Origin of the sequence: Saccharomonospora saliphila YIM 90502, assembly GCF_000383795.1 — a bacterium.
GTDB classification, from domain to species: Bacteria; Actinomycetota; Actinomycetes; order Mycobacteriales; family Pseudonocardiaceae; genus Saccharomonospora; species Saccharomonospora saliphila.
Map to the genome: position 1 here is coordinate 40,507 of NZ_KB912602.1, position 26,481 is coordinate 66,987.

The window sequence follows — 26,481 nt, forward strand, 5'->3', positions numbered from 1 at the left end:
TCCAGCGAGGCGCGCAGCGCGGCCGCGACCAACGCCGCGTCCATTCGCTCGGCCTCGCCCACCGCCGTGGCCGCGCGCAGCAACGCCGTCCCGTACAACGGGCCCGCGGCGCCCCCGACCTTGGAGATGAGCGTGGTCGCGGCCAGCTTCAACACCGCGGCCGGGGTCTCGGGGACCGTCTCGAGACCCGCGAGGACGGCGGTGAACCCGCGGTGGAGATTCTCGCCGTGGTCGCCGTCGCCGATGGGACGGTCCAGATCGGTCAGTTCGGTGCGATGTTCGGCGACGGTGTCGGCGGCCGCCCGGATCGCCCGGGCGACATCGTCCGCTCCACAGCTCATCACATCCCCCAGCGCAGCGACGGGGTGTGGACCGGGGCGTCCCACAGGTCGGCCAGCTCCCGGTCCATGCGGAGCACGGTGATGCTGATGCCTTGCATCTCCAGGCTGGTGATGTAGGGGCCGATGAGCCTGCGGGTCACGCTGATGCCCCGGTCGGCCAGCTTCCGTTCGGCGATGCCGTGCGCCAGGTACGTCTCCAGCAACGGCGTGCCGCCCATGGAGTTGGTGAACAGCAGCACCTCGTCGCCCCCCGACAGGGGCAGGTCCTCGGCCACGGCGGTGACCATCCGGTCCACCAGTTCCTCGGCCCGCTCGGTGGGAAGGCGCTCCCTGCCGGGTTCACCGTGGATGCCGATACCGAACTCGATCTCGTCGGGCCCGAGCTCGAAGCTGGGCTCGCCCACGTGCGGCACGGTCGGGGCCGTCAGCGCCACCCCGACGGAACGCACCTGGCCCACGACCTTGCGCGCGACCGACTCCACGTCGTCGAGCGTGTCCCCCCGTTCGGACGCGCCCCCGACGATCTTCTCGAGCAAGACGGTGCCGCCGACCCCGCGCCTTCCCGCGGTGAAGGTGGAATCGGCCACCGCGACGTCGTCGTCGATGACCACGCTGCGCACGTCGAGATTCTCCGCGGAGGCCAGCTCGGCCGCCGTCTCGAAGTTGAGCACGTCGCCGGTGTAGTTCTTCACCACCAGCAGCGCGCCCGCCTGGCCCGTGGTGGCCGAAATGGCCGCCTGCACCGCGTCCGGTGTCGGAGAGGTGAACACGGCACCAGGCACGGCGGCGTGCAACATGCCGTGCCCGACGAATCCGGTGTGCAGCGGCTCGTGGCCGGACCCGCCACCCGAGATGATCGCGACCCCCGGCGCGGGCGCGTCGGCCCGCACCACGTGGGCCGGGTCGTACTCCACGCGCAGCACGTCGGCGTGGGCGGCGGCGAGGCCGGCGAGGGAATCGCTGACCACCGTCGAGGGATCGTTGAGGATCTTCTTCACGGCTACCTCCGAAAGCGGCGAGGGACGGCGGGCCTGTTCTCAACCTAGCCAACATCTACCCGGACGGCAGTGTCGTCATCACGTCCTCGGCGACGCGGGTGACGTGGGCGCAGGCCGACGCGGTGTCGGCGGCCTCGCTGTAGTCGTAATACGACAGTCCGACCAGCTCGGCCTCGTACTCGTCGATGCCTCGGTGCTGCCAGCGCACATCGCACTCGGCGGTCTCGGTGGTACCCGGCTCGCGCACGGCGGTGGCCCCGCCCGCGAGCGTGATCCGCTCCCCGTCCTCAGGGGCGTCCTGGATCGGGAACCCGACGCGGAAGGTGACGCGCAGCGTGGCCCGTCCTTCCCCAAGGGCGCACACGTGCAGACCCGCGGGCCGCGCGGTGCTCTCGCCGTCGAACACCGATGCCCGCACGTCGTCGCTCACCACGCCGCACGGGTCCGCCTCTCGCAGCGACCCCTCCGGTTGCTCGGCGGACGGCGGGTCGGTGCGCAGTCGCTCCACCACGCCCGCGAGCACCGAGGTCGCGGTCCCGCACGAATCCCCGCCGTCGGGGTAGTCGGCCCACACCGTGATGCCCAGGTCGGTCTCCCGCGAGGTGATCGCCGTGGCGTAACAGGTGGTGTCACCATCGGTGCGCTCCACGAGGGGCAGCCCGGCGACCTCACCCGTGGCGTCGGTGGCGGAGCTGGTCTGGCCCAGATCCAGCCACAACGAGAACTCCTTGCCTCCCACATCGACCAGGGTGCGGCGGCACACGCCCCAGTCGACCCGGCGCGGGTCCTCCTGCTCGGTGTAGCCGGACACGGCGGGGCCCGACAGCAGCGCGCACGCGTCGACACCGCGCAGGCGTTCCAGTGCCACGGCAGGGTCGTCGATCGGCCCTGCCGGCACCGCGCCCTGTCCGGTCCGCGGTTCGGCCCGTACGGTGGTGCGCTCGAAGTTGGCCTTCGACAGGTCCTCGCCCGCACAACCGCCGAGCAGCCCCGGCACGACCGCTCCCAGCACGACAAGCCCCAGCACGGACCCCCCACGGGTCCCGGCACGAATCGACACGACCGCACGGTATCCGCTGCGACCGACGGACGGGGTGGGTATGCGCGTCACGGTGGTCCCGCCGCGCCCGAGCACGGTGGCCGCCCGGCGCGGGCAGGGTCAGAACAACCGGAGATCGTCGGTCTCGATACCGCGCAGCGCGTCGTAGTCCAGGGTCACACAGCGGATGCCCCGGTCGTGGGCGAGCGTGCGGGCCTGCGGGCGGATCTGCTGCGCGGCGAACACCCCCTGCACGGGCGCGAGCAGCGGGTCCCGGTTGAGCAGTTCCAGGTACCTGCTCAACTGCTCCACACCGTCGATCTCGCCACGCCGCTTGATCTCGACGGCCACCGCCGCGCCCTCGGCATCGCGGGCGAGAATGTCCACCGGGCCGATCGCGGTCGGGTACTCGCGGCGGACCAGCGAGTAGCCCTGGCCCAGCGTCGTGATGTGCTCGGCGAGCAGCTCCTGCAGGTGCGCCTCGACGCCGTCCTTGACAAGGCCGGGTTCGGCGCCGAGATCGTGGTCGATCTCGTCGATCACCCGCTCGATCGTGACCACGAGCTTCTCGCCCGCCTTGTTCTCCACGATCCAGAGGTTGCCGTCCTCGATCAGCCAGCACGGCGGGCTCATCCAGTTCAGGGGCTTGTAGGCCCGGTCGTCGGAGTGCACCGACACGGACCCGTCCGCCTTGACCAGCAGCAGCCGGGTGGCCATCGGGAGGTGGGCGGTCAGGCGACCCGCGTAGTCGACCTGGCACCGAGCGATTACCAAACGCACGCCGAGAGACTAGGCGACCGGCAGCCGCGACGCGGCGGTAGGGCCCGGCGTGCCATTCGCCTTTTCCGCATGGCTTCAGGCGGGCCCACGTCCGGCCGCACGCCGTGTCCGGGGTCTCGGCAGGCGACGGCCGCGCGGGGCGTGCGGAGTCGGGAGGGGACAATCACGCTCATGGAGCAACTCGCCTCCCGTGAGGTCTACGCGAACGACTGGATGACCGTGCGTGAGGACGCCGTCCGGCGCGGCGACGGGTCCGATGGCATCTACGGCGTTGTCGACAAGCCGGACTACGCGCTGATCATCCCGCTCGACGGTGACCGGCTGCACCTCGTGGAGCAGTTCCGGTACCCGCTCGGGCTGCGCCGCTGGGAGTTCCCCCAGGGCACCGCACCCGGCCGGGCGGATCTCGCGGCCCCGGAGCTGGCCGCGCGTGAGCTGCGGGAGGAGACCGGGCTGTCGGCGGGCAGCATGGTCGAGCTGGGACTGCTGGACGTCGCACCGGGGCTGTCGAGCCAGCGCGGCCGGGCGTTCCTCGCCACCGACCTCGGCGAGGGAGAGGCCGACCGCGAGCACGAGGAGCAGGACATGCGCACCGGGTGGTTCCACCGCGCGGAGTTCGAGGCCATGATCGCGCGCGGGGAGATCACCGACGCCCAGTCGCTCGCCGCGTACGCCCTGCTTCTGCTGCGCGAGCGCACGACCCGAGGAAGCGACGGACTTCCCTCCTGGGGGTGACTCCCAGGCGCGACATCGCGAGCGCCGCGGCCGACGAGCGGGCTCGCTCCGCGACGCACACCCGCCGAACGGGCTCACGGCGCTCGGGGCGGCACGCGGGTGGCCGCGGCGGCTGCCGTCCCGGAAGGGACAACTCGCGGACGGGGCAGGGCAACTCGCGGACGGGGCAGGGCAACTCGCGGGCGGGAAGGGGCAACTCGCGGGCGGGTCAGTCCGGCCAGGAGGGGGTGCGCTTTTCGAGGAAGGCGGACATCCCCTCCCGGGCGCCCGGGAGCTGGGAGGTGGAGGCCATGACCTCGACGGCGAGGGCGTACGCGTCGTCCTCCGGGCGGTCGAGCTGGGCGTAGAGCGTCCGCTTGCCGAGTGCCTTGCCCGCCCGGCTGCCCCTGCACGCCCGGCCGAGGAGGTCGGCGACGGCGGTGTCCAGCTCGTCGTCCGGCACCACGCGGTTGACCAGGCCCCAGTCGAGTGCCGTCGCCGCGTCGATCGGATCGCCGGTGAGCGCCATCTCCATCAGCCGCTTGCGCCCCACCGAGCGGGCCACCGGAACCGCGGGCGTGTGGCAGAACCAGCCGCCCTTGCCTCCGGGCAGCGCGAACGAGGCCGACTCCCCCGCGACCGCGAGGTCGCACGAGGCCACGAGCTGGCAGCCGGCCGCCGTCGCCAACCCGTGCACGCGGGCGAGCACCACCTGTGGCGCCGACCGCATCGCGCGCATCAGCTCGGTGCAGACCCGGAGCAACTCCCGCACGCCGCCGAGATCGCGTGCGGCGACCTCGGCGAAGTCGTGCCCGGCGGAGAACACCGGCCCCGCGCCGGCGAGCACGACGCCGGTCGCGTCGGTGTCGGCGACCTCGGTGAACGCGCGCAGCAGCTCCCGCAGGTGTGCCTCGGACAGCGAGTTCCGCCGCGCGGGCCGGTTCATGGTGATCGTGACGGTGTCGCCCTCGCGCTTCACGACGACGTGTTCGTACTCACCCATGCGCGCGACCGTACCCCGCGAGTCGCCCCTTCAGAACCCGCGAGTTGCCCCTTCCCGCTCGCGAGTTGCCCCTTCCCGGTGGCGGGTCAGGACCGGCCGAGTACCGCGTGCAGGAATTCGCGGGTGCGCGGTTGCTCAGGGTCGGAGAACAGCTTCTCCGGCGGCGCCTCTTCGATCACCTGTCCCTGGTCGAACATCATCATCCGGTCGGAGACATCCCGCGCGAACTGCATCTCATGGGTGACGCACAGGAACGTGATGTCGGTAGTGCGCGCGATCTCCCGCAGCACCGACAGCACACCGGCGATCAGCTCCGGATCGAGCGCCGAGGTGACCTCGTCCAGCAGCAGCACGTCCGGCTCCATCGCCAGCGCGCGGGCGATCGCCACCCGCTGTTGCTGGCCGCCGGAGAGCTGCACGGGGTGTGCGTCGATGCGGTCGCCGAGCCCCACCATGTCCAGCAGCTCCTCGGCGCGGGCATCGGCCTCCCGGCGGGACTTGCCCAGCACCCGCATCGGCGCCTCGGTGATGTTGCGCCGCACGTTCATGTTGGGAAACAGGTTGAACTGCTGGAACACCATGCCGATGCGCCTGCGGACCCTGCGCAGGTGCTTCTCGTCAGCGGGCACGAGCCTGCCGCCGCGTTCGGTGTGACTGAGATACTCGTCGCCCACCTGGATGGTGCCCCCGTTGACCCGCTCCAACGTCATCAGCAGGCGCAGGATGGTGGTCTTACCGGAACCGCTCGGCCCGATGAGGGCGACGAACTCGCCCGGCCGCACCTCGAAGCTGAGATCCCGCAGCACGACGGTCTCGCCGAACTTCTTGAGGACCCGGTCGAACCGGATCATCACGTCGGGCACGGGACGGTCAGACGGTTCCGACACGGCGTTCCAACTTTCTGACGAGAATCGAGGCCGGGTAGCTCACGGCCAGGAAGAAGACGCCGGCCATCGTCACCGGCTCCACGTAGCTGAACGTCTGCGAGGCGGCCTCCCTGGCCTGGTTGAGCACGTCGGCCACGCCGATCGCCAGCAGCAGCGGCGTCTCCTTGAACATCGAGATCGTGTAGTTGCCGAGCGAGGGCAGCACGCGCGGCACCGCCTGCGGCAGGATCACCGAACTCCACACGCGCGGACGCGGCAGGCTCAGCGCGGTGGCCGCCTCCCACTGCTCCTTCGGCACCGCCTCGATCCCGGCCCGGTACACCTCGGAGGTGTAGCCCGAGTAGTGCACCCCCAACGCCAGCACGCCCGTGATGAACGGCGACCACGTCAACCCGAAGGCGGGCTGGAGCAGGTAGAAGAACACGAACACCTGGATCAGCAGCGGGGTGCTGCGCACCAGCTCGACGAACAGGTACACAACCTGGTTCAGCACGGGCGGGCGCATCCGGCGGATGAGCGCGAAGACCAGGCCGAGCGCGTAGGCGAGCAGCGCGCCGAGCACCGTGATGCGCAGGGTCACGAGGATGCCGTCGAGCAGGAACGGCAGCGCGTCGGTGACCCGGTCCCAGTTCCAGTTCATGTCGCTGTCCCGGCGAGCGCGGTCGAGCGACCACGCCTGGCGGGCCTGCGTCCCAGCTTGCGCGCCCCGACACGTTCGAGCCACCGCATGCCGATCGTGATCAAAACCGCCAGCAGGAGGTAGATCAGCAGTTCGAGCACATAGATCGGGACGAGCTGCGAGATCGGCAGCGCCGGAGCGAGTAGCTGCCCGCGCTCGGTGATCTCCCCCGCGGAGATGAAGTACAGCAGCGCGGTGCCCTTGAGCAACTGGATGAACAGGTTGTTGAACGACGGCAGCATCTCCACCACCGCCTGCGGCAGCACCACGCGCACCATGCGGTCGACCGGCCCCAGGCTCAACGCGATCGCGCCCTCGTGCTGCGGCTGAGGCACCGCCTGCACCGCGCCCCGCACGATCTCGGCGCCGTAGGCGCCGTGGTTGAGGCCGAGGACGATGATCCCGGCCACCAGCGGGATGAACTCGAACCCGACGAGCACGGGCAGCACGAACACGATCCAGAACAACTGCACGACCTCGGAGGTGCCCCGGAATCCCTCCACATAGACCCGGGTGAAGAACCGGACCGTGCGTGACGGCGCGAGCAGCGCGAGACCTGCGACGAACGAGAGCACCACGGTGAGCGCGATTCCCCCGACCGTGGCGAGCACCGTCGCGGGGAGACCCCGCATGAGGGACGTGAAGATCAGACCGATGTTGTCGAACACCCGCCACCCCTGCTCACGCGCGGCACAGCCGCTCGGTGGTGATGTTCGGGCCCGGGACGTTCTCCTGACCGAAGCCGAACGGCTCCGCGATGCGCACCCACTCACTGCTCTCGTGCAGCCTGCGCAGTTCGCCGTTGAACGCCTCACGCAGCGGCTCGTCGTCCTGACGGAACACGAAGCCACCCGCCGAGACGACGGGCTCGCCGTTCTCGATCGGCTGGAACCCGTCGGTGACCTCCACCGGGGCGTTGGGGTTCTGATCGGCCAGCCAGTTGAGCGAGATGTCGGTGAGCGCGGCGCAGTCCACCCGGCCGTCGATCACCGAGCGCAGCATGCTGTCCTGTGTGTCGAGGGTGCGGATGGCGTTCTCGGCCACACCGGCCGAGGTGGCGTATCCCTTCTCCACGGCCCCGGCCAGCACGGCCAGCGACGCGCCCTGCGCGGCGACGTCCTCGAAGTTCATCAAGCCTCTCGGGTTGCCCTCCGGGACGAGCAGCGCGGTGAACGCGGTGTAGTCCGGAATGGAGAACGCCGCCTGGCCGCACCGCTCGGGTGTGATGAACATGCCCGCGGTGACCATCTCGTACTGACCGGCGTTCAGGCCCGGGATGAGCTGATCGAAGGTGACGACCTGAGCCTGCATCTGGTTGATGCCGAGTGCGGAGAAGACCGCCCGCGCGACCTCGGGGGCCTCGCCGGTGACGTTGCCGCTCTCGTCGGCGAAGCCGTAGGGCTGTTCGTTCGCGATCCCGACCCGGATCGACCCGGAGTCCCGCGCCGCCTGGAGCGAGTCGCCCCCGTCCCCGGTCGTCTGGCAGGCGGAGAGCAGCGTCGGGCCGCCCACCGCGACGGCACCCATCATCGCCGAGCGCCGGAAGAACTCTCTCCGTGACCACTGACCGTGCGTCATCCCGCACTCCTTCTCGATCGACTCCCGCGGGGCCGCGCCGAGGTCACACCCGGCCGGCCAGGAGAGCGCACGACTTGTCCGCCCGCGGTGGATCCCGGGCCGCTCACGCGCGAAGCGGCCGACGACCGGCGGGTCGTCCACACGAGACGGCTCACCGCCGTGGTGGGATACCCCGTCGCGGTCGGCTGTGCACGTACCGGGTCAGCGACACCGCCGACCGGACCGCATCCCGGGGCCCGATCGTGTCGGAGCGTGGCCGGGAGCCCCCACCGGAACCTCGACCGATCGACGCGGTGGCCGACGGTGGCCACCCATTAGGCTGGGCGAACGTGACCTGGAGTACGTACGGCAGCTACCTCGTCCTCGTCGTCCTCGTCGTCCTCGCGCCCGGACCCGACACCGTGGTGACGCTGAAGAACTCGTTCGCGGGTGGTTTCCGCGGTGGCCTGATCGCCACGGCGGGCATCGCCACCGGCAACGTGGTCCAGGGGACCGCGGTGGCGTTCGGGCTGGGCACGCTGATCGTCAGCTCGCAGCCGGTGTTCCACACCTTGCGCTGGCTCGGCGTGGTCTACCTCTGCTACCTCGGCGTGCAGGCGATCCGCTCGGCCTGGCGCGGGGACTACGCGACCCTCGACGCGGCGGGCACCCGGTCGAGTGGTTTCCGCCGGTTTCGCGAGGGGTTCCTGTCGAACGTGACGAACCCGAAGGTGCTGGCGCTGTACCTCTCCGTGCTGCCGCAGTTCCTCGACCCGGTGCGCGGCACGATCACCGACAGCCTGCTGCTGGCTTACACCGTCGCGGTCCTGGGCGCGGTGTGGTTGCTGCTGCTCGTGCTGTTCGTGCACAAGGTCCGCGCGTGGCTGCAACGCCGCGCCGTGCGCAGGGCGCTCGACGTGGCGACGGGCACGACCCTGATCGGCTTCGGCACGGCGTTGGCGGCCGAGGGCTGACGAGGGGAACCCGGCTGAAAGCCGGTACCGCTCGGCCGGTGAGGATGCTAGAAACCGGCATGCTCACTCACCTGCGACGCACCGCCGTGGTGGCGGCCACCGGACTCGCCACCGTCCTCGCGGCCACGGCCACCGCCTCCGCGATCAGCTCCGAGAACTCCGTGCCCGCTCCCGAACGCACGGAGGTCGGTGCGCTCGTCGTGTCCTGGGACCACGACGCCGACCCGGCCACACCCGACGCGGTCGACTGGATGTGCTCCGGCACGATGATCGACCACGACACCTTCCTCACCGCCGCACACTGCGTCGCCGGATGGCCCGACGGCGCGCGGTTCCACGTCTCCCTCGACCAGGACGTGCGTGCCGCCCTCGACTCCGCCGCCGACCGGTTCGGCGACGACACCTCGGCCGTCGCCGACGCCGTCGGTGTCCCGGGCACCGCGCACGCCGACCCCGGCTACCCGGGCGACTCCGCCGACTCGCACGACATCGCGGTCATCGAGGTCGACGGCGCCGCGATGGCGCAACGGTGGTCGTTCACCCCCGCGACACTGCCGCGGCAGGGCGCACTCGACGACCTCGACCGGCACACCCTCGACGCCACCGACTTCGTGGTCGCCGGGTACGGCACGCAGGAGGCGCACCGCGGCCCGGGCGGCCACGTCCACCCGGGCGGTGGCGTGCGGATGCGGGCGCCGGTGTCGTTCAACGCGCTCAACCCGACGTGGGTGCGTCTTTCCATGATCACCGAGCAGGACAACGGAGGCGCCTGCTACGGCGACTCGGGCGGCCCGAACTTCGCGATGCTCGACGGACGCCGGGTGCTGGTCTCCACGACCATCACCGGTGACGTGCCGTGCTATGCCACGAACGTCACCTACCGGCTCGACGCGCAGGGCGCCCGCTCGTTCCTGTCGCGGTTCGTCGCCCTGCCCTGAGGGGGTCCGGCGGCACGCCGGAGCGGGTCGCTCAGGCGGTCTCCTCGCCGAGGACCCGCTCCGGCTCCGTGGCCACACGGTCGACGCGGGCGCCGAGCCTGGCCAGTTTCTCGAGGAACTCGGGGTAGCCGCGGTCGATGTGAAAGACGTCCCACACCTCCGTGACCCCCTCGGCGCACAGGCCCGCCAGTACCAGCCCCGCGCCCGCGCGGATGTCCGAAGCCCACACCGGAGCGCTGGAGAGCTTGTCCACCCCGCGCACGACCGCGTGATGCCCGTCGGTGCGCGCGTCGGCACCGAGCCGCACCATTTCCTCGATGAACCGGAACCGCGCTTCGTAGACGTTCTCGGTGATCATCGACGTACCCTCGGACACGGCCGACAGCGCCACGGCGAACGGCTGGAGGTCGGTGGCGAAACCCGGGTAGGGCAGGGTCACGAAATCGACCGACTGGGGTCTGCCGTCCTGTTCGACGCGGAATCCCTTGTCGTCGAACGTGGTGATCTCGGCACCGGCCAGCCTCAGCTTCTCGAGCACGAGGTCGAGGTGATGCGGGTTGACGCCGGTCACGGTGACATCGCCCTGCGTCATCGCGGCGGCGAACGCCCAGGTCGCCCCGACGATGCGGTCGCCGATCACCCGGTGCTCGGTCGGATGCAGCACATCGACGCCCTCGACGGTCAGCGTCGACGTTCCCGCGCCCTCGATGCGCGCGCCCATCTCGTTGAGCATCACGCAGAGGTCGATGATCTCGGGTTCGCGCGCCGCGTTGTCGATGACCGTGGTTCCCCTGGCCAGCACCGCCGCCATCAGGATGTTCTCGGTCGCGCCGACGCTGGGGAAGTCTAGCCAGATCTGGGCGCCGTGCAGGCCGTCGGCCTCGGCCACCACGCAACCGTGCTCGATGGTGCTGGTCGCCCCGAGCTTGCGCAGGCCGTTCTGATGCATGTCGAGCGGGCGCGAGCCGATGGCGTCCCCGCCGGGCAACGCGACGACGGCCTTCTTCAGCCTGCCCACCAGCGGTCCCAGCACGCAGACCGACGCGCGCAGTTTGCCCATGGCAGGCGTGTCCGCGTGGTGCGACAGCTCGGCGGGGGTGGTGATCCGCGTGAGGTCTCCCTCCATCTCGACCGTGCAGCCGACACTGCGCAGCACGTCGGCCATCAACGGGACGTCGAGGATCTGCGGGCAGTTGCGGATCGTGGTGGTGCCCTCGGCGAGCAGGGCGGCCGCCATCAGCTTCAGTACGCTGTTCTTGGCGCCCACGACGTCGACCTCGCCGACCAGGCGCGCACCGCCGTACACATCGAAGTGCTCGCTCATGGTGGCCCATCATGCCGGGCGTGGTTCGGGCCTGTGCTCTGGGGCACTGCCCCGACCGAACAGGTCACAGCTCGGCAAAGATTGAAACGCTCGGACACCACAGGACGATACGGAATCCGCCGCACACGGCGCACGCCGGTGTGGCACAGCTTTCGCCTCGGCGGCCGTAGACTGCCGTCATGTCCGTACGGATCAACCGCGTCTACACCCGGGTCGGCGACAGCGGCACCACCGCGCTCGGCGACGGCAGCCGGGTGGCGAAGACGCACCCGCGCCTCGGCGCCTACGCCGATGTGGACGAGACCAACTCCGTCGTCGGGGTCGCCATCGCACTCGGCGACCTGCCGGAGGAGCTGACGACCGTCCTGAGGACCGTGCAGAACGACCTCTTCGACGTCGGCGCCGACCTGAGCACGCGGGTGGTCGAGAACCCGCCGTACCCCCCGCTCCGGGTGACCGACTCCTACATCGAACGACTGGAGGGCTGGTGCGACGAGTTCAACGAGCGCGTCGGCACGCTCACCTCGTTCATCCTCCCGGGTGGCGCCCCGGGCGCGGCACTGCTGCACCAGGCGCGCACCGTCGCCCGCCGCGCCGAACGGTCGGGCTGGGCGCTACTGGAGGCCGAGCCGGACACGACCAACGCGCTCGCCGTGAAATACCTGAACCGGCTGTCGGATCTGTTGTTCATCCTCGCCCGAGTCGCCAACCCGGACGGTGACGTCCTCTGGAAGCCGGGCGGCGAGCACTGACCGTCGCCACCACCCCGGCCACACCCGCGGAGTGCGGTGGCCGAGGCGGTCCCGTGCGAGTCCGTCCGCCGACGGGCACGCGCGGACCGCCGCGCTCAGCTCGCCCGGGGGACGCGGCGGCCGGGAGGCGCCGACTCGAGCCAGGACAGAAAGCCCGTCAGCGCGCCGGGGCCCATCGCCAGTTCGATGGGCCCCTGGTGCTCGGTGTCACAGCGCAGCACCGCCGACCCCGTCGGCACCGCGTAGGACTCCGTACCGACGGGAGCGCGGCGACCGGCGATCGAAAGGGCCTCCCGGTGAAACACGCGGTCCGGGCCGGTGCGCAGGCTCCACACGCGGTACCAGACGAACTCCTCGCCCTGGTACCGGCCGATACCGAGATGCCAGCCCGAACGCGCCCGATCCGGGTTCCACCGCAGGGCGACGCTGACGCCGCCCAGTCGCCGCATGCGCACCCAGCGCAGCGTGTACCAGACGGCGACGGCGAGCAACGCGAGCAGGAGCACCAGGATCGCAGTGGTGACGTCCATGGCCGGCTCCCGCTCGCTCTCGCCCGGTCAGACCGATTGACCAGCCGCCCGGAGCCGTGCGGAGGCTCTGGCCCGTTCGGCCTCGTCCTCCTCGACCAGCGCCCGGCGGGCCCGCTCGACGTCGACCTCCTCGCCGAGTTCGGCCGACTCCGCGAGCACGCTCACGCTGTCGCCGGTGACGGACAGGAACCCGCCGTGTACCGCGGCGGTGACCGTCTGGCCGTCGGTGGTGGTCACCTTGACGATGCCGCCCTCGACGAGCTGGCCCAGGACCGGCTCGTGACCGGGCATGACACCGATCTCGCCCTCGGTGGTCTGCGCCACGACGAAACTCGCCTCGCCCGACCACAGGCGGCGCTCGACGGCCACGACCTCGACCGACATCTCAGCCACGAAGCTCTCCTTTGCGACTCCCACGCGTTCGGCCCAGTGTACTGGGCGTCCCCGCGCATGGGCACACCGGCGATATACACGAACGGCGGGGCACATCCACAGTGGACGCCACCCCGCCGCTCGCCGGAATCACTTGCCGGTGATCTCCTTGTACTTCTTCTCGAGGTCCTCGAGGCCACCGATGCCCAGGAAGGCCTGCTCCGGGTAGTGGTCGAACTCGCCCTTGGCGATCTTGTCGAACGACTCGATCGTCTCGGCCATCGGCACCGTGGAGCCCGGCTGCCCGGTGAACACCTCGGCGACGAGCATGTTCTGCGACAGGAACCGCTCGATACGGCGGGCCCTGTTCACCGTCAGCTTGTCCTCTTCCGAGAGCTCGTCCATGCCGAGGATCGCGATGATGTCCTGCAGTTCCTTGTACTTCTGCAGGATGCGGATGACCTCGGAGGCGACCCGGTAGTGCTCCTCACCGACGATCGCGGGGTCCAGGATCGTGGAGCTGGAGGCCAGCGGGTCCACCGCGGGGAAGATGCCCTTCTGGAACACCGACCGCGACAACTCCGTGGTGGCGTCCAGGTGGGCGAACGTCGTCGCGGGAGCCGGGTCGGTGTAGTCGTCGGCGGGCACGTAGATCGCCTGCATCGACGTGATCGACCGGCCACGGGTTGAGGTGATCCGTTCCTGGAGCACGCCCATCTCGTCGGCCAGCGTCGGCTGGTAGCCCACCGCCGACGGCATCCGGCCGAGCAGGGTCGACACTTCCTGACCCGCCTGGGTGAACCGGAAGATGTTGTCGATGAACAGCAGCACGTCCTGGTTCTGCACGTCGCGGAAGTACTCCGCCATCGTCAGCGCGGACAGCGCCACGCGCAGACGGGTGCCCGGCGGCTCGTCCATCTGCCCGAACACGAGCGCGGTGTCGTTGATGACGCCGTCCTCGCTCATCTCGAGGAACAGGTCGGTGCCCTCACGCGTGCGCTCGCCGACACCGGCGAAGACCGAGGTACCACCGAAGTTGCGGGCCACACGGGTGATCATCTCCTTGATCAGCACCGTCTTGCCCACACCGGCACCACCGAACAGACCGATCTTGCCACCCTGCACGTACGGGGTGAGCAGGTCGATCACCTTCAGCCCGGTCTCCAGCATCTCGGTCTTGCCCTCGAGCTGGTCGAACGCGGGCGGGTTGCGGTGGATGCCCCAGCGCTCCAGGTCGTCGCCGTACCCGGGCTCGTCGAGGCACTCGCCGAGCGCGTTGTAGACGTGGCCCTTCACCTTGTCGCCGACCGGGACCGAGATCGGCCCGCCCGTGTCGGTGACCTCGGCGCCCCGCACCAGACCGTCCTGCGGCTGCAGCGAGATCGTGCGCACGAGGTTGTCACCGAGGTGCTGAGCCACCTCCAGCGTCACCGTCTTGCGGAGCTCGGCGAACTCGATGTCGACCTTGAGCGCGTTGTTCAGCTCCGGGATCGAGCCGCGGGGGAACTCGACGTCGACGACCGGGCCGGTGACGGAGACGATCCGCCCCGTGGTCGCGGTTGCTGTGTCCTGCACGGCAGTCATGGCTTACACATCACTTCCTGTGGCGGCGAGTGCGTTTGCCCCACCGACGATTTCGCTGATCTCCTGCGTGATCTGGGCTTGGCGGGCCTGGTTCGCCTGGCGGGTGTAGCTCTCGACGAGCTCACTGGCGTTGTCCGAGGCCGACTTCATGGCGTTGCGCTGAGCCGCCAGTTCGGAGGCCGCCGATTCCAGCAACGCCGCGAAGATCCGCGTGTTGATGTACTTCGGCAGCAGGGCACCCAGCAACTGCTCGGCGTTCGGCTCGAACTCGTAGGCGGGCGGAATGCCCTCCGGCTCCTCGGTGTACTCGACCTCCAGCGGAGCGATGCGCTTGGCCACCGGGGTCTGGGTGAGCATCGAGCGGAACTCGGTGTAGACGAGGTGCAGCTCGTCCACACCGCGCAGACCCTCGGTACCCGCGCCCTCGCCGTCGGCACCCGCGAGGAACTCGCTGACCAGTGTCTCGCCCACCTCGGCGGCGTTCTCGTAGTGCGGCTGCTGCGAGAACCCGGTCCAGTTCCCCGCGATCTCGCGGTCGCGGAACCGGTAGAAGTTCACGCCCTTACTGCCGATCACGTAGAGCTGGGGCTGCTTGCCCTGCTGCCGCAGAAGCGCGAGCAGCTCCTCGGTGGCCCGCAGCACGTTGGCGTTGTAGCCACCGACCAGACCGCGGTCACTGGTCACCACGAGCACCGCGACCCGAGTCGGGTTCGGGCGCTCGACCAGAAGCGGGTGGTCGAGGCTCGTCGCCGCGCCCGCCAGCGCGGAGAGCACGTTCGTGATCTCCGCCGCGTACGGGCGCGCCGCCTGGACCCTCGCCTGCGCCTTGGTGATACGCGAGGTGGCGATGAGCTCCATCGCCTTGGTGATCTTCCCGATCGACTTGGTGGCCCGGACCTTCTGCCGGAGCTCACGGAGCTGCGCGGCCATGGCTGCCTACTCTTCCTTCTCGCCGGTGCGGTGCACCTTCACCGACTCCTGGCCGACCTTGTCCGCGGCCATCGGCTCGACCCCGGCCTCGGAAACCAGCGAGCCGCCCTCGGAGGTCGTGAACTCCTTCTTGAACTCCGTCACCGCGGCCACGACCCGCTCGGCCAGGTCGTCGGTCCACTTGCCGACTTCCCTGATCTCGGTGAGGATGTCGGACTTCTTGTGCCGGAGGCTGTCGAGGAACTCGCTGTTGAACCGCTCGGTGTCGTCGATCGGCACATCGTCGAAGTGGCCGTTCGTCCCGAGGTAGACCGTGACGACCTGCTGCTCGACCGGAACCGGGGAGTACTGCGGCTGCTTGAGCAGCTCGTACAGGCGGGCACCGCGATCGAGCTGGGCCTTCGACGAGGCGTCCAGGTCCGAGGCGAACGCGGAGAACGCCTTGAGCTCCTCGTACTGGGACAGGTCGATGCGCAGCGACCCCGCGACCGTCTTCATCGCCTTGATCTGCGCGTCACCGCCCACACGGGAGACCGAGGTGGTCACGTCGACGGCCGGGCGCTGGCCCGAGTTGAACAGGTCCGACTGGAAGAAGCACTGCCCGTCGGTGATCGAGATGACGTTGGTGGGGATGTAGGCCGAGATGTCGTTGGCCTTCGTCTCGATCACCGGGAGACCGGTCAGCGAGCCGCCACCGAGTTCGTCGGAGAGCTTGGCGCAGCGCTCGAGCAGGCGGGAGTGCAAGTAGAAGACGTCACCGGGGAACGCCTCGCGGCCCGGCGGGCGACGCAGCAGCAGCGAGATCGCGCGGTAGGCCTCGGCCTGCTTGGTGAGGTCGTCGAACACGATCAGCACGTGCTTGCCGTCGTACATCCAGTGCTGGCCGAGCGCGGAGCCCGAGTACGGAGCCAGCCACTTGTACCCGGCCGAGTCGGAGGCCGGGGCGGCGACGATGGTCGTGTACTCCATCGCGCCCGCGTCCTCGAGGGACTTGCGCACCGCCGCGATCGTGGAGCCCTTCTGGCCGATCGCGACGTAGATGCAGCGCACCTGCTTGGACGGGTCGCCACTGTCCCAGTTGGCCTTCTGGTTGATGATCGTGTCGACGCAGACGGCGGTCTTGCCGGTCTTGCGGTCACCGATGACGAGCTGGCGCTGGCCGCGACCGATCGGGGTCATCGCGTCGATGGCGGTGATGCCGGTCTGCAACGGCTCGGACACCGGCTGCCGCTCGACCACCGAGGCCGCCTGCAACTCGAGCGCGCGCCGGTCGGTGGACTCGATGTCGCCGAGGCCGTCGACCGGCTTGCCGAGCGGGTCGATGACACGGCCGAGGAAGTTGTCCCCGACCGGGATCGACAGGATTCGGCCGGTGCGCTTGACCTCCTGGCCTTCCTGGATCGTGTTGAAGTCACCGAGGATGACGACACCGATCCGGCGCGGGTCGAGGTTCTGCGCGACGCCGAGGACTCCGCCGGGGAACTCCAGCAGCTCGTTGGCCATGGTGGACGGCAGTCCCTCGACGTGGGCCACACCGTCGCCGGTGTCGACGACGACGCCGACCTCGTCCCGGCTCACGTCCGGGGAATAACTCGAGACGTAGTTCTCGATCGCGTTGGCGACCTCATCCGAGGAGATCGTCAGCTCCGCCATGTCGTTCCCGCTCTCACTTCGTTCTTGCCAGTGTGCAAAGTATGTGTCATGTCGCCGGCGCGCCTCATCCGGCCAGCTGCCTGCGCACCGCTTCCAGCCTGCCCGCGGCGCTGCCGTCGATCACCTCGTCGCCGACCCTGACGACCAGCCCGGCACCGAGCGAGGCGTCCAGCTCCACGTGCAACGCGACCGGGCTGTCGTACAGCGCGCCGAGCCGCGCGGCCAGCCGCTCCCGCTGCTCGGCGGAGAGTTCGCCCGCACTGGTCACGCGGGCCACCACACGTCCCCGGCGCCGCGCCGCCATCTCGACCAGGCCGTCGACGCCGTGCGTCACGCTGCGACCGCTCGGACGGAGCACCACCTGCTCGACCAGCACCTTGGTGATGGGGTCGACCTTGTCCGCGACGAGCTGGCGAACGAGACCGCGCTTGGCCTCAGCCGACGCCGACCGTTCGGCCAGCGCCTTCTCCAGCTCGGGCTTGCCGTCCAGGATACGGGCGAACCGGAACAACTCGTCCTCGACGGCGTCCAGCTTGCCCGCGTTCTCCGCACCGACCAGCAGGGCGGTCCGACCGAGGTGCTCGACACCGTCGACCAGCTCGCGCGGGCTCGACCAACGCTGTCCCACCACGGCTTCGAGCACGGTCAGCGTGGGCGCCGACACCTTGTCGCGCAGCAGGGCGCCGATCAGCCGCGTGCGGGCCTCCGGGTCCGACGAGCCGTCCGACACGGCACGGCGCAGCCCGACCTCGGTGGTGAGCAGTTCCACCACGGCGAGCAGCTCTTCCCCGACGGCGGACGGAGCGGAACCCGCGTCGCCGAGCACCTCGTCGAGACGGCTCTCGGCGAAGCTCAGAGCCTCACGGCTCGCAGCATGCAGCGTCATCAGCCCTACTTCCTCGCTCCGGCCGCACCGTTGCCACTGGCTTCGAGCTCGTCGAGGAACCGGTCCACGGTGCCCCGCCTGCGAGCCTCGTCCTCGAGCGACTCGCCGACGATCCGGCCGGCGAGCGCGACGGCGTTGCGCCCGAGATCCTCACGGAGCTCCGTGACGAGCTGGGCCCGCTGGGCCTGCAGCTGCGCCTCGCCCTGCGCGACGATGCGGCGCGCCTCCTCCTCTGCCTGCCCGCGCAGCTCTTCCCTGATCTGCTCGGCCTCGGCCCGTGCGTCGTCACGGATCTTGGCGGCCTCGCTGCGCGCCTCGGCCAGCTGCGCCTTGTACTGCGCCAGCGCCTGCTCGGCCTCGGCCTGAGCCTTCTCGGCCTTCTCGATACCGCCCTCGATCTTGGCTGCCCGCTCCTCGTAGAGCTTCTCGAAGCGCGGCTTCACGAACTTCGTGATGACGAACAGCAGGAGAAGGAAAGCGACAAGACCGATGATGATCTCGGATACGTGCGGAAGAACGGGGTTGTACTCTTCCTGCGCCAGAATCATCGCCGTCTCCACTTCGTCTGGTTACTCACAGCCGGTGCGGGTGCCCCGCGGTCAGCCGGCGAGGAAGAAGAGAACGAACCCGAGCAGCGCGAGCACCTCGACCAGAGCGAACGTGGTGAACGCGATGTTCATCAGTTTGCCCTGCGCCTCCGGCTGGCGGGCGGTGCCGCTGATGACCGAGGAGAAGATCATCCCGACGCCGATACCACCACCGATGGCACCGAGGCCGTAGCCGATGACGGCCAGACCGGAGTTGATGTCGGTCTCGGCGGCCTGCTGGGCAAGAAGCATGGAGCTCACGTGTATTCCCTTTCCAACTTCGTCCGTTTTCCGTTAACGGAGGATTTGCCTGGGTGTCGAACGGGCGTCACCTACGCGTGTGAACACGTCGGCGACCCACCGGGGGACGGTTCAGTGCGACTCGGCCAGCGCCGCCCCGATGTAGTTGGCCGACAACAACGCGAAGATGAACGCCTGGATCACCATGATGAGGGCCTCGATGAAGGTCACCGCCAATGCTCCCGCGAAGGAGAACGCGGAGATCACGCTGAGGAACCCGCCGCCGTGCAGCAGGAGGTACTCGGCCGAGACCGCGAACAGCATGATGAGCAGGTGGCCCGCGAACATCGCGGCGAAAACCCGGATCGCCAGTGTGATCGGGTTCATGATGAACTTCGTGAAGAACTCGATCGGGGCGAGCAGGAGGTAGACCGCCTTCGGCGCACCCGGCGGGAAAAGCTGGTTCTTCAGGTACGCCCCGAGCCCGTGCTTGCGGATACCCGCGTAGTGGTAGACGGGATAGACCACCAGGGCCGACAGCGCGAGCGGGAACCCGATGTGCGACATCGTCGGGAACTGCAGGATCGGCACGAGACCGAAGAGGTTGTTGACCAGGATGAACGTGAACAGGGTGAGGATCAGCGGCACGAAGCGCAGGAACTCGCCGGCGCCGATCTGCTCGCGGGCGATGTTGTTCCGCCCGAAGTCGTAGAGCGACTCGACGAGGAACTGGCCCTTGCCCGGCACGATGCTCATCTTCCGGCTGGTGAGCAGGAAGAACCCTGCGATGATGACCACCGACAGCACGACGAGCACCATGGGCTTGGTGATCCCGGCGAAGATCGGCGGCAGATCGAAGGCCTCCGCCGTCGGCGGCGTGAATTCGTCACCCGCGGCTAGTACCAGCGCGCCCAACTGGGCTCCTTCCGGTTCTCCCGGCCGGCGTTCACTCCGCCGGGGGAATCGTCACAAACCTGGACTTAACGTACCGGATACACCTCCGGCACCGTGCAGGGCATCCCCCGCCCGGGGATGCGACCTGCCGCGGACCCTACCAGGAGCGCCCCGAAAGCCGTACGTGCGTACTCCTGGATAGTCCCGATCGCGGCTTTCGCATCCGGTGGTCAATCCTCCGTGTGGCGGACCCGGTACGCATCGAGAGAGGGGACGACCAGCGTCGGTGTCCGCGTCCGCAGGAACGCGACGACCTCGGCGGCGGCCCAGGCGACGACGGTGGCCAGCATCCCGAACGCGAGCGCGGGCCCGCTCACCGTCGCGACACCGTCCAGCAGAAGCATGACCAGCAACAACAGTGTCATCTTCACCGCGTACCCGCCGAGCGCGAAGCCGAGCAGCGAGTTGACCGACCGCTGGGCGGCCAGGCGCATCATCGTGAGGGTCACCAGCGCCGAGCCGAAGCCCAGCACGACTCCGAACGCGGCACCGGCGAGGCCGGGCTCACCACCCAGAAGAGTGGCGATCGCCACAGTGATCAACGACGTGGGCACGGCCAAGGACATCCCCCAGCGCAGCATCGCGGCGGCCAGCGCGTGCACCGACCGGGCGTGCTCCGCGCGCGCCTCCGCCTCCGGTGTATCCGCCTTCCGTGTGTCCGCCTCAGGCCCGGGGGCCTCCGGCGCGGGGATGTCGGAGAGGGCGGTCCGGGTCGTGTCCGGCTCCGGCCGCGTCCGCGCGTGCTCGCCCGTCGGCACGCCGGATCGCGCACCGCCGGTTCCGGCCGCGCCCGCGCCGGGCTCGCCGTCCACTTCGCTCATCCACCCACTCCGCTCGACGTGCCGATTCGACAGCCAGTGTAGGCGTCAGGCCCGCTCGCGCGGCCGTCTGAGCCGGGGAACGAGCGACACGGCCGCGGCGGCCAGCAGACCGGCGCACGTGACCCAGAACACGGCCACGGTGTCGAAGATCGTGACCGCCACCGCGCCGAAGGCGAGCAGACCGGCCCAGAGGTAGATCAACAGGACGGCGCGGCGCTGGGAGTGGCCGATCTCCAGCAGCCGGTGGTGCAGGTGCATCTTGTCGGCCGCGAACGGGCTCTCCCCCCGCCGGGTGCGCCGCACGACGGCGAGGATGAGGTCGAGCAATGGCAAGAACAGCACGGCGGCGACCACGAACAGCGGCGAGAGCAGTGCGACCACGTCGGTGGCGTCGAAGGAGCTGTAGTTGATCCGGCCGGAGGCGGACGTGCTCGCCGCGGCGAGCATCAGTCCGATCATCATCGACCCGGAGTCGCCCATGAAGATCTTCGCGGGCTGGAAGTTGTGCGGCAGGAACCCGAGGCACGCGCCCGCGAGGGTGGCCGCGATGAGCGCGGGCGGGTAGGTGCCGACGTCCCCGCCCGACGAGGCCAGCAGCCCCAGCGAGAAGGCACAGGTGGCCGCCGCCGCGATGAACCCGAGTCCCCCGGCGAGCCCGTCGAGCCCGTCGACGAAGTTCATCGCGTTGACCATGACCACGACCAGCACCACGGCCAGCAGTCCGCCTTGGTTGCGGTCGAACATGAGGACCTGGCCGAGCGCGTCGGTGTCTCCGCCCCAGGGGACCCACAGTGACACCCACTGCACGCCGAACAGCACGAGGATGCCCGCGCACATCACCTGTCCCGCGAGCTTGGTCCACGCGTCGAGTTCGAACCGGTCGTCGAGCGCGCCGATCAGCACGATCACGCCGCCGCCGATGAGCACGGCGACGGGGTCGTAGGAGTACTCGAACGCGCGCCGCAGCACGGGGAGCTGGTGCGCCATGGCCATCCCGCCGACCACGCCGAAGTACATCGCCACCCCGCCCATGCGCGGCATCGGCGCGACATGGACGTCGCGGGCGCGCGGCACGGCGACGGCCTTCACCCCGAGGGCGAACCGCCGCACGAGCGCGGTCAGCAGGAAGGTCAACGCGGCCGAGACGAGACCGACGAGCACGTACTCGCGGATGGGGAGCCCGGCGGACACAGCGGAGTTCACGCCCCCGTCAACTCCCGGCGGCGACACACGATTGGCTCACGGTCGGCAACGCTACCGCTACCCGTCACACTCACCGCGCCGGGCCGACCTCGACGCCGACCACCTCGGACACCGCCTCGGCGGTGACCGGCCCCTCGCGCAGCAGCACCGGCTCACCGCCGGTCAGGTCGACGATGGTCGAGGCGACCGCCTCCCCGCTGGGACCGCCGTCGAGGTAGACCGCCACCGAGTCACCGAGCTGCTCGCGCGCCTGCCCCGCGGTCGCGGCGGGCGGGCTGCCCGAGACGTTGGCGCTGGACACCGCCATCGGGCCCACCTCGCGCAGCAGTTCCAGGGCGACGGGGTGCAGCGGCATCCGCAACATCACGGTGCCCCGCGTGCTCCCGAGGTCCCAGCGCAGACTCGGCGCGTGCGGGAGGACCAGGGAAAGGTCGCCGGGCCAGAACGCCTCGATCAGCGCCCGAGCGCGATCGGGCAGCCCCAGAACCAGTCCATCCACTGTGGACCACGAGCCGACGAGGACGCCGACCGGCATGTCCGGCCCGCGGTGCTTGGCCCGCAGCAACGCGCGCACCGCGGCGGAGTCGAAGGCGTCCGCGCCGATCCCGTAGACCGTGTCGGTCGGCAGGACGACCAGTCTCCCCGAGCGCACCGCCGTGGCCGCGGCGGCCAGCCCGTCCGCCCTGCTCGCCGGTTCCTCGCAGTCGTACACCGCACTCATGCGGGCCAAGCTTAGCGATCCGCCCTCGGGCCTCGCCGCGCCGCCGTCCTCCTGGCGCCTCACACTCGCCGAGCGGTGGTGAAGCGGTCCCGTCCGGCCAGGTCCGGGTGCGCGGTGACGTCGGTGAGCACCGCGTAGCGGCGCAGCAGAGGCGGCACGCTGCCGCCGTGGGTGTCGTCGTGCTCGACCGCCACCCCGCCTCCCGGCCGCAGCAGCCGGGCCGCGGTCGCCACGACGTCACGCAGCACGGCGAGACCGTCGTCGGCGGCGAACACCGCCTGGGGCGGGTCGAACTCGGCCACCTCCGGCGGCACGGGCGTGCCCTCCGGCACGTACGGCGGGTTGCACAACACCAGGTCCACCAACCCGTCGAGCTCGGCGAAGACCGTCTCGTCGCGCACGTCGCCGGTGTAGAGCCGCACCGGGGTGTCGCCCTCGCGAGCGCGCAGGTCGACGTTGTGCCGTGCCCAGGCCAGCGCCTCGGCGTCGTTGTCCACCGCGTAGACCACCGCGTCCGGACGCGCGTGCGCGGCAGCCAGCGCGAGCGCACCCGAGCCGGTGCACAGATCCACGACCACGGGATACCGGCGGCCCCGCAGCAAGGTCAGTCCCCAGTCGAGCAGCAGCTCGGTCTCCGGGCGCGGGACGAACACGCCCGGGCCGACCTCCACGGTGATGCCGCCCATCGCCGCACGGCCGACGAGATGCTGGAGCGGCACCCGCCGCGCACGGCGCTCGACAAGGGCCCGGATCTCCTCCGCGACGGGCGGATCGATGAGTGGCACGAGCGGGAGCCTGCCGCGGTCGACGCCGAGCACATGCGCGGCGATCAGTTCCGCGTCCGTGCGCGCGGCCTCGACACCGGCCTGGTCGAGAGTGCGGGTCGCCTCCAGGATCGCCAGTCGCAGGGGCAGTCTTCTCACACGGTCAAGCTTGGCAGAAGACGCGCTGCGCACGTCGGGCACACCGGCCGGACCCGGCGGGGCGGGGTCCCGGATCACACCTCGGACCGGGCCATGCGCTCGTCGCGGTCGGCCGCGCACAACGCGTCGAGCACGCCGGCCATCTCGCCTTCGAGCACCTGGTCGAGGTTGTAGGCCTTGTAGTTGATGCGGTGATCGGAGATCCGGTTCTCCGGGAAGTTGTAGGTCCGCACCCGCTCGGAGCGGTCGACCGTGCGCACCTGGGACCGGCGGGTGTCGGCGGCCTTGGCCGCGGCCTCCTCCTCGGCCATGGCCTGCAGGCGGGCGTGGAGCACCTGGATCGCCCGCGCCCGGTTCTGGATCTGCGACTTCTCGTTCTGGCAGGAGACGACGATCCCGGTCGGCAGGTGGGTCACCCGCACGGCCGAATCGGTGGTGTTGACGCTCTGACCACCCGGTCCGGAGGACCGGAAGACGTCGATGCGCAGATCGTTCGGGTCCACCTCCACCTCGATCTCCTCCGGTTCGGGATAGACGAGAACACCGGCCGCGGAGGTGTGGATGCGTCCCTGCGACTCCGTGGCGGGCACGCGCTGCACGCGGTGCACCCCGCCCTCGAACTTCATCCGCGCCCACACGCCGTCGGCGTCCGTGCCGCGGCTCTTGAGCGAAACGGTGACGTCCTTGTACCCGCCGAGCTCCGACGGCGTCGAGTCGAGGATCTCCGCCCTCCAGCCCCGCTGCTCGGCGTAGCGCAGGTACATCCGCAGCAGGTCCCCGGCGAACAGCGCCGACTCCTCGCCGCCCTCACCGGACTTGATCTCCATGACGACGTCCGAGGCGTCGTGCGGGTCACGGGGCAGCAGCAACTCGGTCAGCCGCGCCTCCAGCGCCGGAATCCGCTCGGCCAGGTGCTCGGCCTCCTCGGCGAACGACGCGTCCTCGCCCGCGAACTCCCGCGCCGTGGTGAGGTCGGAGCGGGCCGACTCCAGCTCGTGCAACGCCTTGACCACCGGGGCCAGCTCGGCGTACCGGCGTCCCAGCTTGCGCGCACGGGCCTGATCGGCGTGCACCGCCGGGTCGGCCAGCTGGTCCTCCAGCTCGGCGTACTCGTCGAGCAGCCCCCGCAGGGAACTCGAATCCACCGCTGTTCCTTTCTCACCGTCAGCGCGTACCAGGGTCAGCACACGCTCGCCTGAGCGCACCCGGCGCCGCGAACACGAAAACGGCGCCCGCCCCTGCCGGCAACGCGGCAGGAACGAGCGCCGTCGGCGACGCTACTTGGCCTCCGAGCCCTTGCGGCGCTTGCCGTACCGGGCCTCGAAGCGGGCAACGCGGCCACCGGTGTCCAGGATCTTCTGCTTGCCGGTGTAGAACGGGTGGCACGCCGAGCAGATCTCCACCTGGATGTTGCCGGAGGTGCTCGTGCTGCGCGTGGTGAACGAGTTGCCGCAGCCACAGGTCACCGTGGTGACCACGTAGTCGGGGTGAATGCCGCTCTTCATGGTGTCCTCTCTCGATGGCCGCCGGATCCCCGTGACGCCGTGTCACGAGGTGAACCGGAGCCGGACGTCAGCGGAACAAGTCTGCCAGACCGTGCGAACGCCCCCGCCGGGGCCCGTATTCCCGGCACCGGCGGGGCGCGCCGCCTCAGTCCTCCTCGCCGCCGGGCGCGCCCTTGGAGACCTGCATCAGGAACTCGATGTTGGTCTTGGTCTTGCGCAGGCGGTCCAGCAACAGGTCGATGGCCTGCTGGGAGTCCAGCGCGTGCAGCACGCGGTGCAGCTTGTGGGTCACCGCGAGCTCGTCCGGCGAGAGCAGCAGCTCCTCCTTGCGGGTACCGGACGGGTTGACGTCCACGGCCGGGAACACGCGCCGCTCGGCGATCTTGCGGTCGAGCTTGAGCTCGGCGTTACCGGTGCCCTTGAACTCCTCGAAGATCACCGTGTCACCCGTCGAGCCCGTCTCCACCATCGCGGTGGCGAAGATGGTCAACGAGCCGCCGCCCTCGATGTTGCGCGCCGCGCCGAGGAACCGCTTCGGCGGGAAGAGCGCGGTCGAGTCCACACCACCGGAGAGGATGCGGCCCGAGGCCGGGGCGGCGAGGTTGTAGGCCCGGCCGAGGCGGGTGATGGAGTCAAGCAGCACCACCACGTCGTGGCCCATCTCGACGAGCCGCTTGGCCCGCTCGATGGACAGCTCGGCCACCGAGGTGTGGTCCGACGGCGGGCGGTCGAAGGTCGAGGCGATGACCTCACCCTTCACCGACCGTTGCATGTCGGTGACCTCTTCGGGACGCTCGTCCACGAGCACGACCATCAAGTGACACTCGGGGTTGTTCGTGGTGATCGCGTTCGCGACGTCCTGCATGATCGTCGTCTTGCCCGCCTTGGGCGGGGAGACGATCAGCGCGCGCTGACCCTTGCCGACCGGCATCACGAGGTCGATGACACGGGTGGTCATCTTGTTCGGCGCGGTCTCCAGCCGCAGCCGCTCGTTCGGGTACAGCGGAGTCAGCTTGTGGAACTCGGAGCGCTTCTTGGCGACGTCCGGCTCAAGCCCGTTGACCGAATCCACCCGCACGAGCGGGTTGAACTTCTGCCGCTGCTGCTCACCCTCGCGCGGCTGCCGCACGACACCGGTGATCGCGTCGCCCCGGCGCAGGCCGTGCTTGCGCACCAACGACATCGAGACGTACACGTCGTTCTGCCCCGGCAGGTATCCGGAGGTCCGCACGAACGCGTAGTTCTCCAGCACGTCGAGAATGCCCGCGACCGGCAGCAGGACGTCGTCCTCGCGGATCTCGGTCTCGTTGCCGCCGCCGCCCTCACCGCGGCCGCGCCGACGGCGGTCCCGGTACCGGCGGCCCCGGCGGCCACCGCGCTCCTCGTCGTCCTGGCCGCCCTGGCCCGCGTTCTGGCGTCCCTGCTGGTTGCCGTTCTGCTTGCGCCCCTCGCCGTCACGCTGCCCGGCGGCTCCGTCAGAACCGCCGTCACCGCGCTGCTTGCCGGAGTCGTCGTCCGCGCGCGAGCCCGACTCCTGCCTGCTTCCAGGTGGCCCCGTTGGCGTAGTGGAACTCGGCGAGCGGGTC

The 26,481-nt window shown here is 70.1% G+C and carries 30 protein-coding genes and 1 pseudogene; 5 read left to right on the forward strand and 26 right to left on the reverse strand.

Annotation, left to right across the window (positions count from 1 at the left end):
- From SACSA_RS20975 to nucS, 4 genes are all read right to left on the reverse strand, one after another.
- A partial coding sequence (locus tag SACSA_RS20975) for a DAK2 domain-containing protein (protein ID WP_019812900.1) occupies positions 1-341 on the reverse strand: 341 nt, incomplete at its 3' end.
- Positions 341-1,339: a dihydroxyacetone kinase subunit DhaK gene (gene dhaK, locus SACSA_RS0101360; RefSeq protein WP_019812902.1), complete on the reverse strand. Its 999-nt coding sequence runs from the start codon at positions 1,337-1,339 to the stop codon at positions 341-343. The genes SACSA_RS20975 and dhaK, both read right to left, overlap by 1 nt.
- Before the next feature lie 55 nt (positions 1,340-1,394).
- Positions 1,395-2,399, reverse strand: a complete 1,005-nt coding sequence (locus SACSA_RS0101365) for a hypothetical protein (RefSeq protein WP_232212802.1) — start codon at positions 2,397-2,399, stop codon at positions 1,395-1,397.
- Positions 2,400-2,498: 99 nt separating this feature from the next.
- Positions 2,499-3,158 (reverse strand): endonuclease NucS, encoded by a 660-nt coding sequence (nucS, locus tag SACSA_RS0101370; protein WP_028661423.1) that lies wholly within the window; start codon positions 3,156-3,158, stop codon positions 2,499-2,501.
- Between the two features lie 171 nt (positions 3,159-3,329).
- On the opposite strand from nucS, the gene SACSA_RS0101375 reads away from it, so the two are divergent.
- Complete coding sequence (locus SACSA_RS0101375) at positions 3,330-3,893, forward strand: NUDIX domain-containing protein (RefSeq protein ID WP_019812908.1); 564 nt, start codon at positions 3,330-3,332, stop codon at positions 3,891-3,893.
- Positions 3,894-4,005: 112 nt separating this feature from the next.
- Positions 4,006-4,089: pseudogene (locus tag SACSA_RS27130) on the forward strand (hypothetical protein); the annotation flags it as partial.
- A gap of 12 nt (positions 4,090-4,101) precedes the next feature.
- Here the strand turns inward: SACSA_RS27130 and SACSA_RS0101380 are convergent.
- The 5 genes from SACSA_RS0101380 to ehuB form a co-directional block, all read right to left on the reverse strand.
- Positions 4,102-4,875, reverse strand: a complete 774-nt coding sequence (locus SACSA_RS0101380) for an enoyl-CoA hydratase-related protein (RefSeq protein ID WP_019812909.1) — start codon at positions 4,873-4,875, stop codon at positions 4,102-4,104.
- Positions 4,876-4,961: 86 nt separating this feature from the next.
- Complete coding sequence (gene ehuA / locus SACSA_RS0101385) at positions 4,962-5,726, reverse strand: ectoine/hydroxyectoine ABC transporter ATP-binding protein EhuA (protein ID WP_028661424.1); 765 nt, start codon at positions 5,724-5,726, stop codon at positions 4,962-4,964.
- A gap of 19 nt (positions 5,727-5,745) precedes the next feature.
- Positions 5,746-6,402, reverse strand: a complete 657-nt coding sequence (gene ehuD, locus SACSA_RS0101390) for an ectoine/hydroxyectoine ABC transporter permease subunit EhuD (RefSeq protein WP_019812911.1) — start codon at positions 6,400-6,402, stop codon at positions 5,746-5,748.
- Positions 6,399-7,109 (reverse strand): amino acid ABC transporter permease, encoded by a 711-nt coding sequence (locus tag SACSA_RS0101395; RefSeq protein ID WP_019812912.1) that lies wholly within the window; start codon positions 7,107-7,109, stop codon positions 6,399-6,401. Before SACSA_RS0101395 ends, ehuD begins: the two co-directional genes overlap by 4 nt.
- 13 nt (positions 7,110-7,122) lie before the next feature.
- Positions 7,123-8,019, reverse strand: coding sequence for an ectoine/hydroxyectoine ABC transporter substrate-binding protein EhuB (gene ehuB / locus SACSA_RS0101400; protein ID WP_028661425.1), 897 nt, complete (start codon positions 8,017-8,019; stop codon positions 7,123-7,125).
- Positions 8,020-8,348: 329 nt separating this feature from the next.
- Between ehuB and SACSA_RS0101405 the strand changes: the two genes are divergently transcribed.
- Together SACSA_RS0101405 and SACSA_RS0101410 are read left to right on the forward strand one after the other, a co-directional pair.
- A complete protein-coding gene (locus SACSA_RS0101405) occupies positions 8,349-8,972 on the forward strand; it encodes a LysE family translocator (protein WP_019812915.1) in 624 nt (207 codons plus the stop codon).
- Positions 8,973-9,031: 59 nt separating this feature from the next.
- Positions 9,032-9,910, forward strand: a complete 879-nt coding sequence (locus SACSA_RS0101410; RefSeq protein ID WP_019812917.1) for a trypsin-like serine protease — start codon at positions 9,032-9,034, stop codon at positions 9,908-9,910.
- A 31-nt stretch (positions 9,911-9,941) separates the two neighbouring features.
- On the opposite strand, the gene murA is transcribed toward SACSA_RS0101410, so the two are convergent.
- Positions 9,942-11,234, reverse strand: a complete 1,293-nt coding sequence (gene murA / locus SACSA_RS0101415; protein WP_019812919.1) for a UDP-N-acetylglucosamine 1-carboxyvinyltransferase — start codon at positions 11,232-11,234, stop codon at positions 9,942-9,944.
- A 179-nt stretch (positions 11,235-11,413) separates the two neighbouring features.
- On the opposite strand from murA, the gene SACSA_RS0101420 reads away from it, so the two are divergent.
- On the forward strand, positions 11,414-11,986 hold the full coding sequence (locus SACSA_RS0101420; RefSeq protein ID WP_019812921.1) for a cob(I)yrinic acid a,c-diamide adenosyltransferase: 573 nt from the start codon (positions 11,414-11,416) through the stop codon (positions 11,984-11,986).
- A gap of 95 nt (positions 11,987-12,081) precedes the next feature.
- On the opposite strand, the gene SACSA_RS0101425 is transcribed toward SACSA_RS0101420, so the two are convergent.
- From SACSA_RS0101425 to rho, 16 genes are all read right to left on the reverse strand, one after another.
- Positions 12,082-12,516: a DUF2550 domain-containing protein gene (locus SACSA_RS0101425; protein ID WP_019812923.1), complete on the reverse strand. Its 435-nt coding sequence runs from the start codon at positions 12,514-12,516 to the stop codon at positions 12,082-12,084.
- Positions 12,517-12,543: 27 nt separating this feature from the next.
- Positions 12,544-12,909: a F0F1 ATP synthase subunit epsilon gene (locus tag SACSA_RS0101430; protein WP_028661426.1), complete on the reverse strand. Its 366-nt coding sequence runs from the start codon at positions 12,907-12,909 to the stop codon at positions 12,544-12,546.
- 129 nt (positions 12,910-13,038) lie between these two features.
- Entirely contained in the window at positions 13,039-14,472 is a 1,434-nt protein-coding gene (atpD, locus tag SACSA_RS0101435; protein ID WP_019812927.1) for a F0F1 ATP synthase subunit beta, read from the reverse strand.
- A gap of 3 nt (positions 14,473-14,475) precedes the next feature.
- Complete coding sequence (locus SACSA_RS0101440) at positions 14,476-15,402, reverse strand: F0F1 ATP synthase subunit gamma (protein WP_019812929.1); 927 nt, start codon at positions 15,400-15,402, stop codon at positions 14,476-14,478.
- 6 nt (positions 15,403-15,408) lie between these two features.
- Positions 15,409-17,055: a F0F1 ATP synthase subunit alpha gene (gene atpA, locus SACSA_RS0101445; protein ID WP_019812931.1), complete on the reverse strand. Its 1,647-nt coding sequence runs from the start codon at positions 17,053-17,055 to the stop codon at positions 15,409-15,411.
- A gap of 64 nt (positions 17,056-17,119) precedes the next feature.
- On the reverse strand, positions 17,120-17,941 hold the full coding sequence (locus SACSA_RS0101450; RefSeq protein ID WP_019812933.1) for a F0F1 ATP synthase subunit delta: 822 nt from the start codon (positions 17,939-17,941) through the stop codon (positions 17,120-17,122).
- Between the two features lie 5 nt (positions 17,942-17,946).
- Complete coding sequence (locus SACSA_RS0101455; protein ID WP_019812935.1) at positions 17,947-18,489, reverse strand: F0F1 ATP synthase subunit B; 543 nt, start codon at positions 18,487-18,489, stop codon at positions 17,947-17,949.
- Between the two features lie 51 nt (positions 18,490-18,540).
- Complete coding sequence (locus SACSA_RS0101460; protein ID WP_019808176.1) at positions 18,541-18,780, reverse strand: ATP synthase F0 subunit C; 240 nt, start codon at positions 18,778-18,780, stop codon at positions 18,541-18,543.
- A gap of 120 nt (positions 18,781-18,900) precedes the next feature.
- Positions 18,901-19,683 (reverse strand): F0F1 ATP synthase subunit A, encoded by a 783-nt coding sequence (gene atpB, locus SACSA_RS0101465; protein ID WP_019812938.1) that lies wholly within the window; start codon positions 19,681-19,683, stop codon positions 18,901-18,903.
- A gap of 209 nt (positions 19,684-19,892) precedes the next feature.
- Complete coding sequence (locus SACSA_RS0101470) at positions 19,893-20,543, reverse strand: hypothetical protein (RefSeq protein ID WP_019812940.1); 651 nt, start codon at positions 20,541-20,543, stop codon at positions 19,893-19,895.
- A gap of 45 nt (positions 20,544-20,588) precedes the next feature.
- Entirely contained in the window at positions 20,589-21,746 is a 1,158-nt protein-coding gene (locus tag SACSA_RS0101475) for a glycosyltransferase family 4 protein (RefSeq protein ID WP_019812942.1), read from the reverse strand.
- Positions 21,747-21,816: 70 nt separating this feature from the next.
- The gene (locus SACSA_RS0101480; RefSeq protein WP_019812944.1) at positions 21,817-22,467 is read right to left on the reverse strand and encodes an L-threonylcarbamoyladenylate synthase; all 651 of its coding nucleotides are present in this window, start codon (positions 22,465-22,467) and stop codon (positions 21,817-21,819) included.
- 59 nt (positions 22,468-22,526) lie between these two features.
- On the reverse strand, positions 22,527-23,390 hold the full coding sequence (prmC, locus tag SACSA_RS0101485; protein ID WP_019812946.1) for a peptide chain release factor N(5)-glutamine methyltransferase: 864 nt from the start codon (positions 23,388-23,390) through the stop codon (positions 22,527-22,529).
- 74 nt (positions 23,391-23,464) lie between these two features.
- Entirely contained in the window at positions 23,465-24,535 is a 1,071-nt protein-coding gene (gene prfA / locus SACSA_RS0101490) for a peptide chain release factor 1 (protein ID WP_019812948.1), read from the reverse strand.
- 132 nt (positions 24,536-24,667) lie between these two features.
- Positions 24,668-24,895 carry a 50S ribosomal protein L31 gene (gene rpmE / locus SACSA_RS0101495; protein WP_019812951.1) on the reverse strand — a complete coding sequence of 76 codons (228 nt, stop codon included), beginning with the start codon at positions 24,893-24,895 and terminating at the stop codon, positions 24,668-24,670.
- A 145-nt stretch (positions 24,896-25,040) separates the two neighbouring features.
- Positions 25,041-26,481: transcription termination factor Rho (rho, locus tag SACSA_RS20980; protein WP_019812952.1), on the reverse strand; the 1,441-nt coding region annotated here is incomplete at its 5' end.

Excerpts from the sequence above, each read along its gene's own strand:
- SACSA_RS0101450 (WP_019812933.1), bottom strand. The coding sequence starts at position 17,941 with ATGACGCTGCATGCTGCGAGCCGTGAGGCTCTGAGCTTCGCCGAGAGC.
- SACSA_RS0101410 (WP_019812917.1), top strand. The coding sequence starts at position 9,032 with ATGCTCACTCACCTGCGACGCACCGCCGTGGTGGCGGCCACCGGACTC.
- SACSA_RS0101455 (WP_019812935.1), bottom strand. The coding sequence starts at position 18,489 with ATGATTCTGGCGCAGGAAGAGTACAACCCCGTTCTTCCGCACGTATCC.
- SACSA_RS0101420 (WP_019812921.1), top strand. The coding sequence starts at position 11,414 with ATGTCCGTACGGATCAACCGCGTCTACACCCGGGTCGGCGACAGCGGC.
- rpmE (WP_019812951.1), bottom strand. The coding sequence starts at position 24,895 with ATGAAGAGCGGCATTCACCCCGACTACGTGGTCACCACGGTGACCTGT.
- SACSA_RS0101440 (WP_019812929.1), bottom strand. The coding sequence starts at position 15,402 with ATGGCCGCGCAGCTCCGTGAGCTCCGGCAGAAGGTCCGGGCCACCAAG.
- atpD (WP_019812927.1), bottom strand. The coding sequence starts at position 14,472 with ATGACTGCCGTGCAGGACACAGCAACCGCGACCACGGGGCGGATCGTC.
- SACSA_RS0101460 (WP_019808176.1), bottom strand. The coding sequence starts at position 18,780 with ATGCTTCTTGCCCAGCAGGCCGCCGAGACCGACATCAACTCCGGTCTG.
- murA (WP_019812919.1), bottom strand. The coding sequence starts at position 11,234 with ATGAGCGAGCACTTCGATGTGTACGGCGGTGCGCGCCTGGTCGGCGAG.
- SACSA_RS0101480 (WP_019812944.1), bottom strand. The coding sequence starts at position 22,467 with ATGAGTGCGGTGTACGACTGCGAGGAACCGGCGAGCAGGGCGGACGGG.
- SACSA_RS0101425 (WP_019812923.1), bottom strand. The coding sequence starts at position 12,516 with ATGGACGTCACCACTGCGATCCTGGTGCTCCTGCTCGCGTTGCTCGCC.
- SACSA_RS0101470 (WP_019812940.1), bottom strand. The coding sequence starts at position 20,543 with ATGAGCGAAGTGGACGGCGAGCCCGGCGCGGGCGCGGCCGGAACCGGC.
- ehuD (WP_019812911.1), bottom strand. The coding sequence starts at position 6,402 with ATGAACTGGAACTGGGACCGGGTCACCGACGCGCTGCCGTTCCTGCTC.
- atpA (WP_019812931.1), bottom strand. The coding sequence starts at position 17,055 with ATGGCGGAGCTGACGATCTCCTCGGATGAGGTCGCCAACGCGATCGAG.
- ehuB (WP_028661425.1), bottom strand. The coding sequence starts at position 8,019 with ATGACGCACGGTCAGTGGTCACGGAGAGAGTTCTTCCGGCGCTCGGCG.
- ehuA (WP_028661424.1), bottom strand. The coding sequence starts at position 5,726 with ATGATCCGGTTCGACCGGGTCCTCAAGAAGTTCGGCGAGACCGTCGTG.
- SACSA_RS0101380 (WP_019812909.1), bottom strand. The coding sequence starts at position 4,875 with ATGGGTGAGTACGAACACGTCGTCGTGAAGCGCGAGGGCGACACCGTC.
- SACSA_RS0101375 (WP_019812908.1), top strand. The coding sequence starts at position 3,330 with ATGGAGCAACTCGCCTCCCGTGAGGTCTACGCGAACGACTGGATGACC.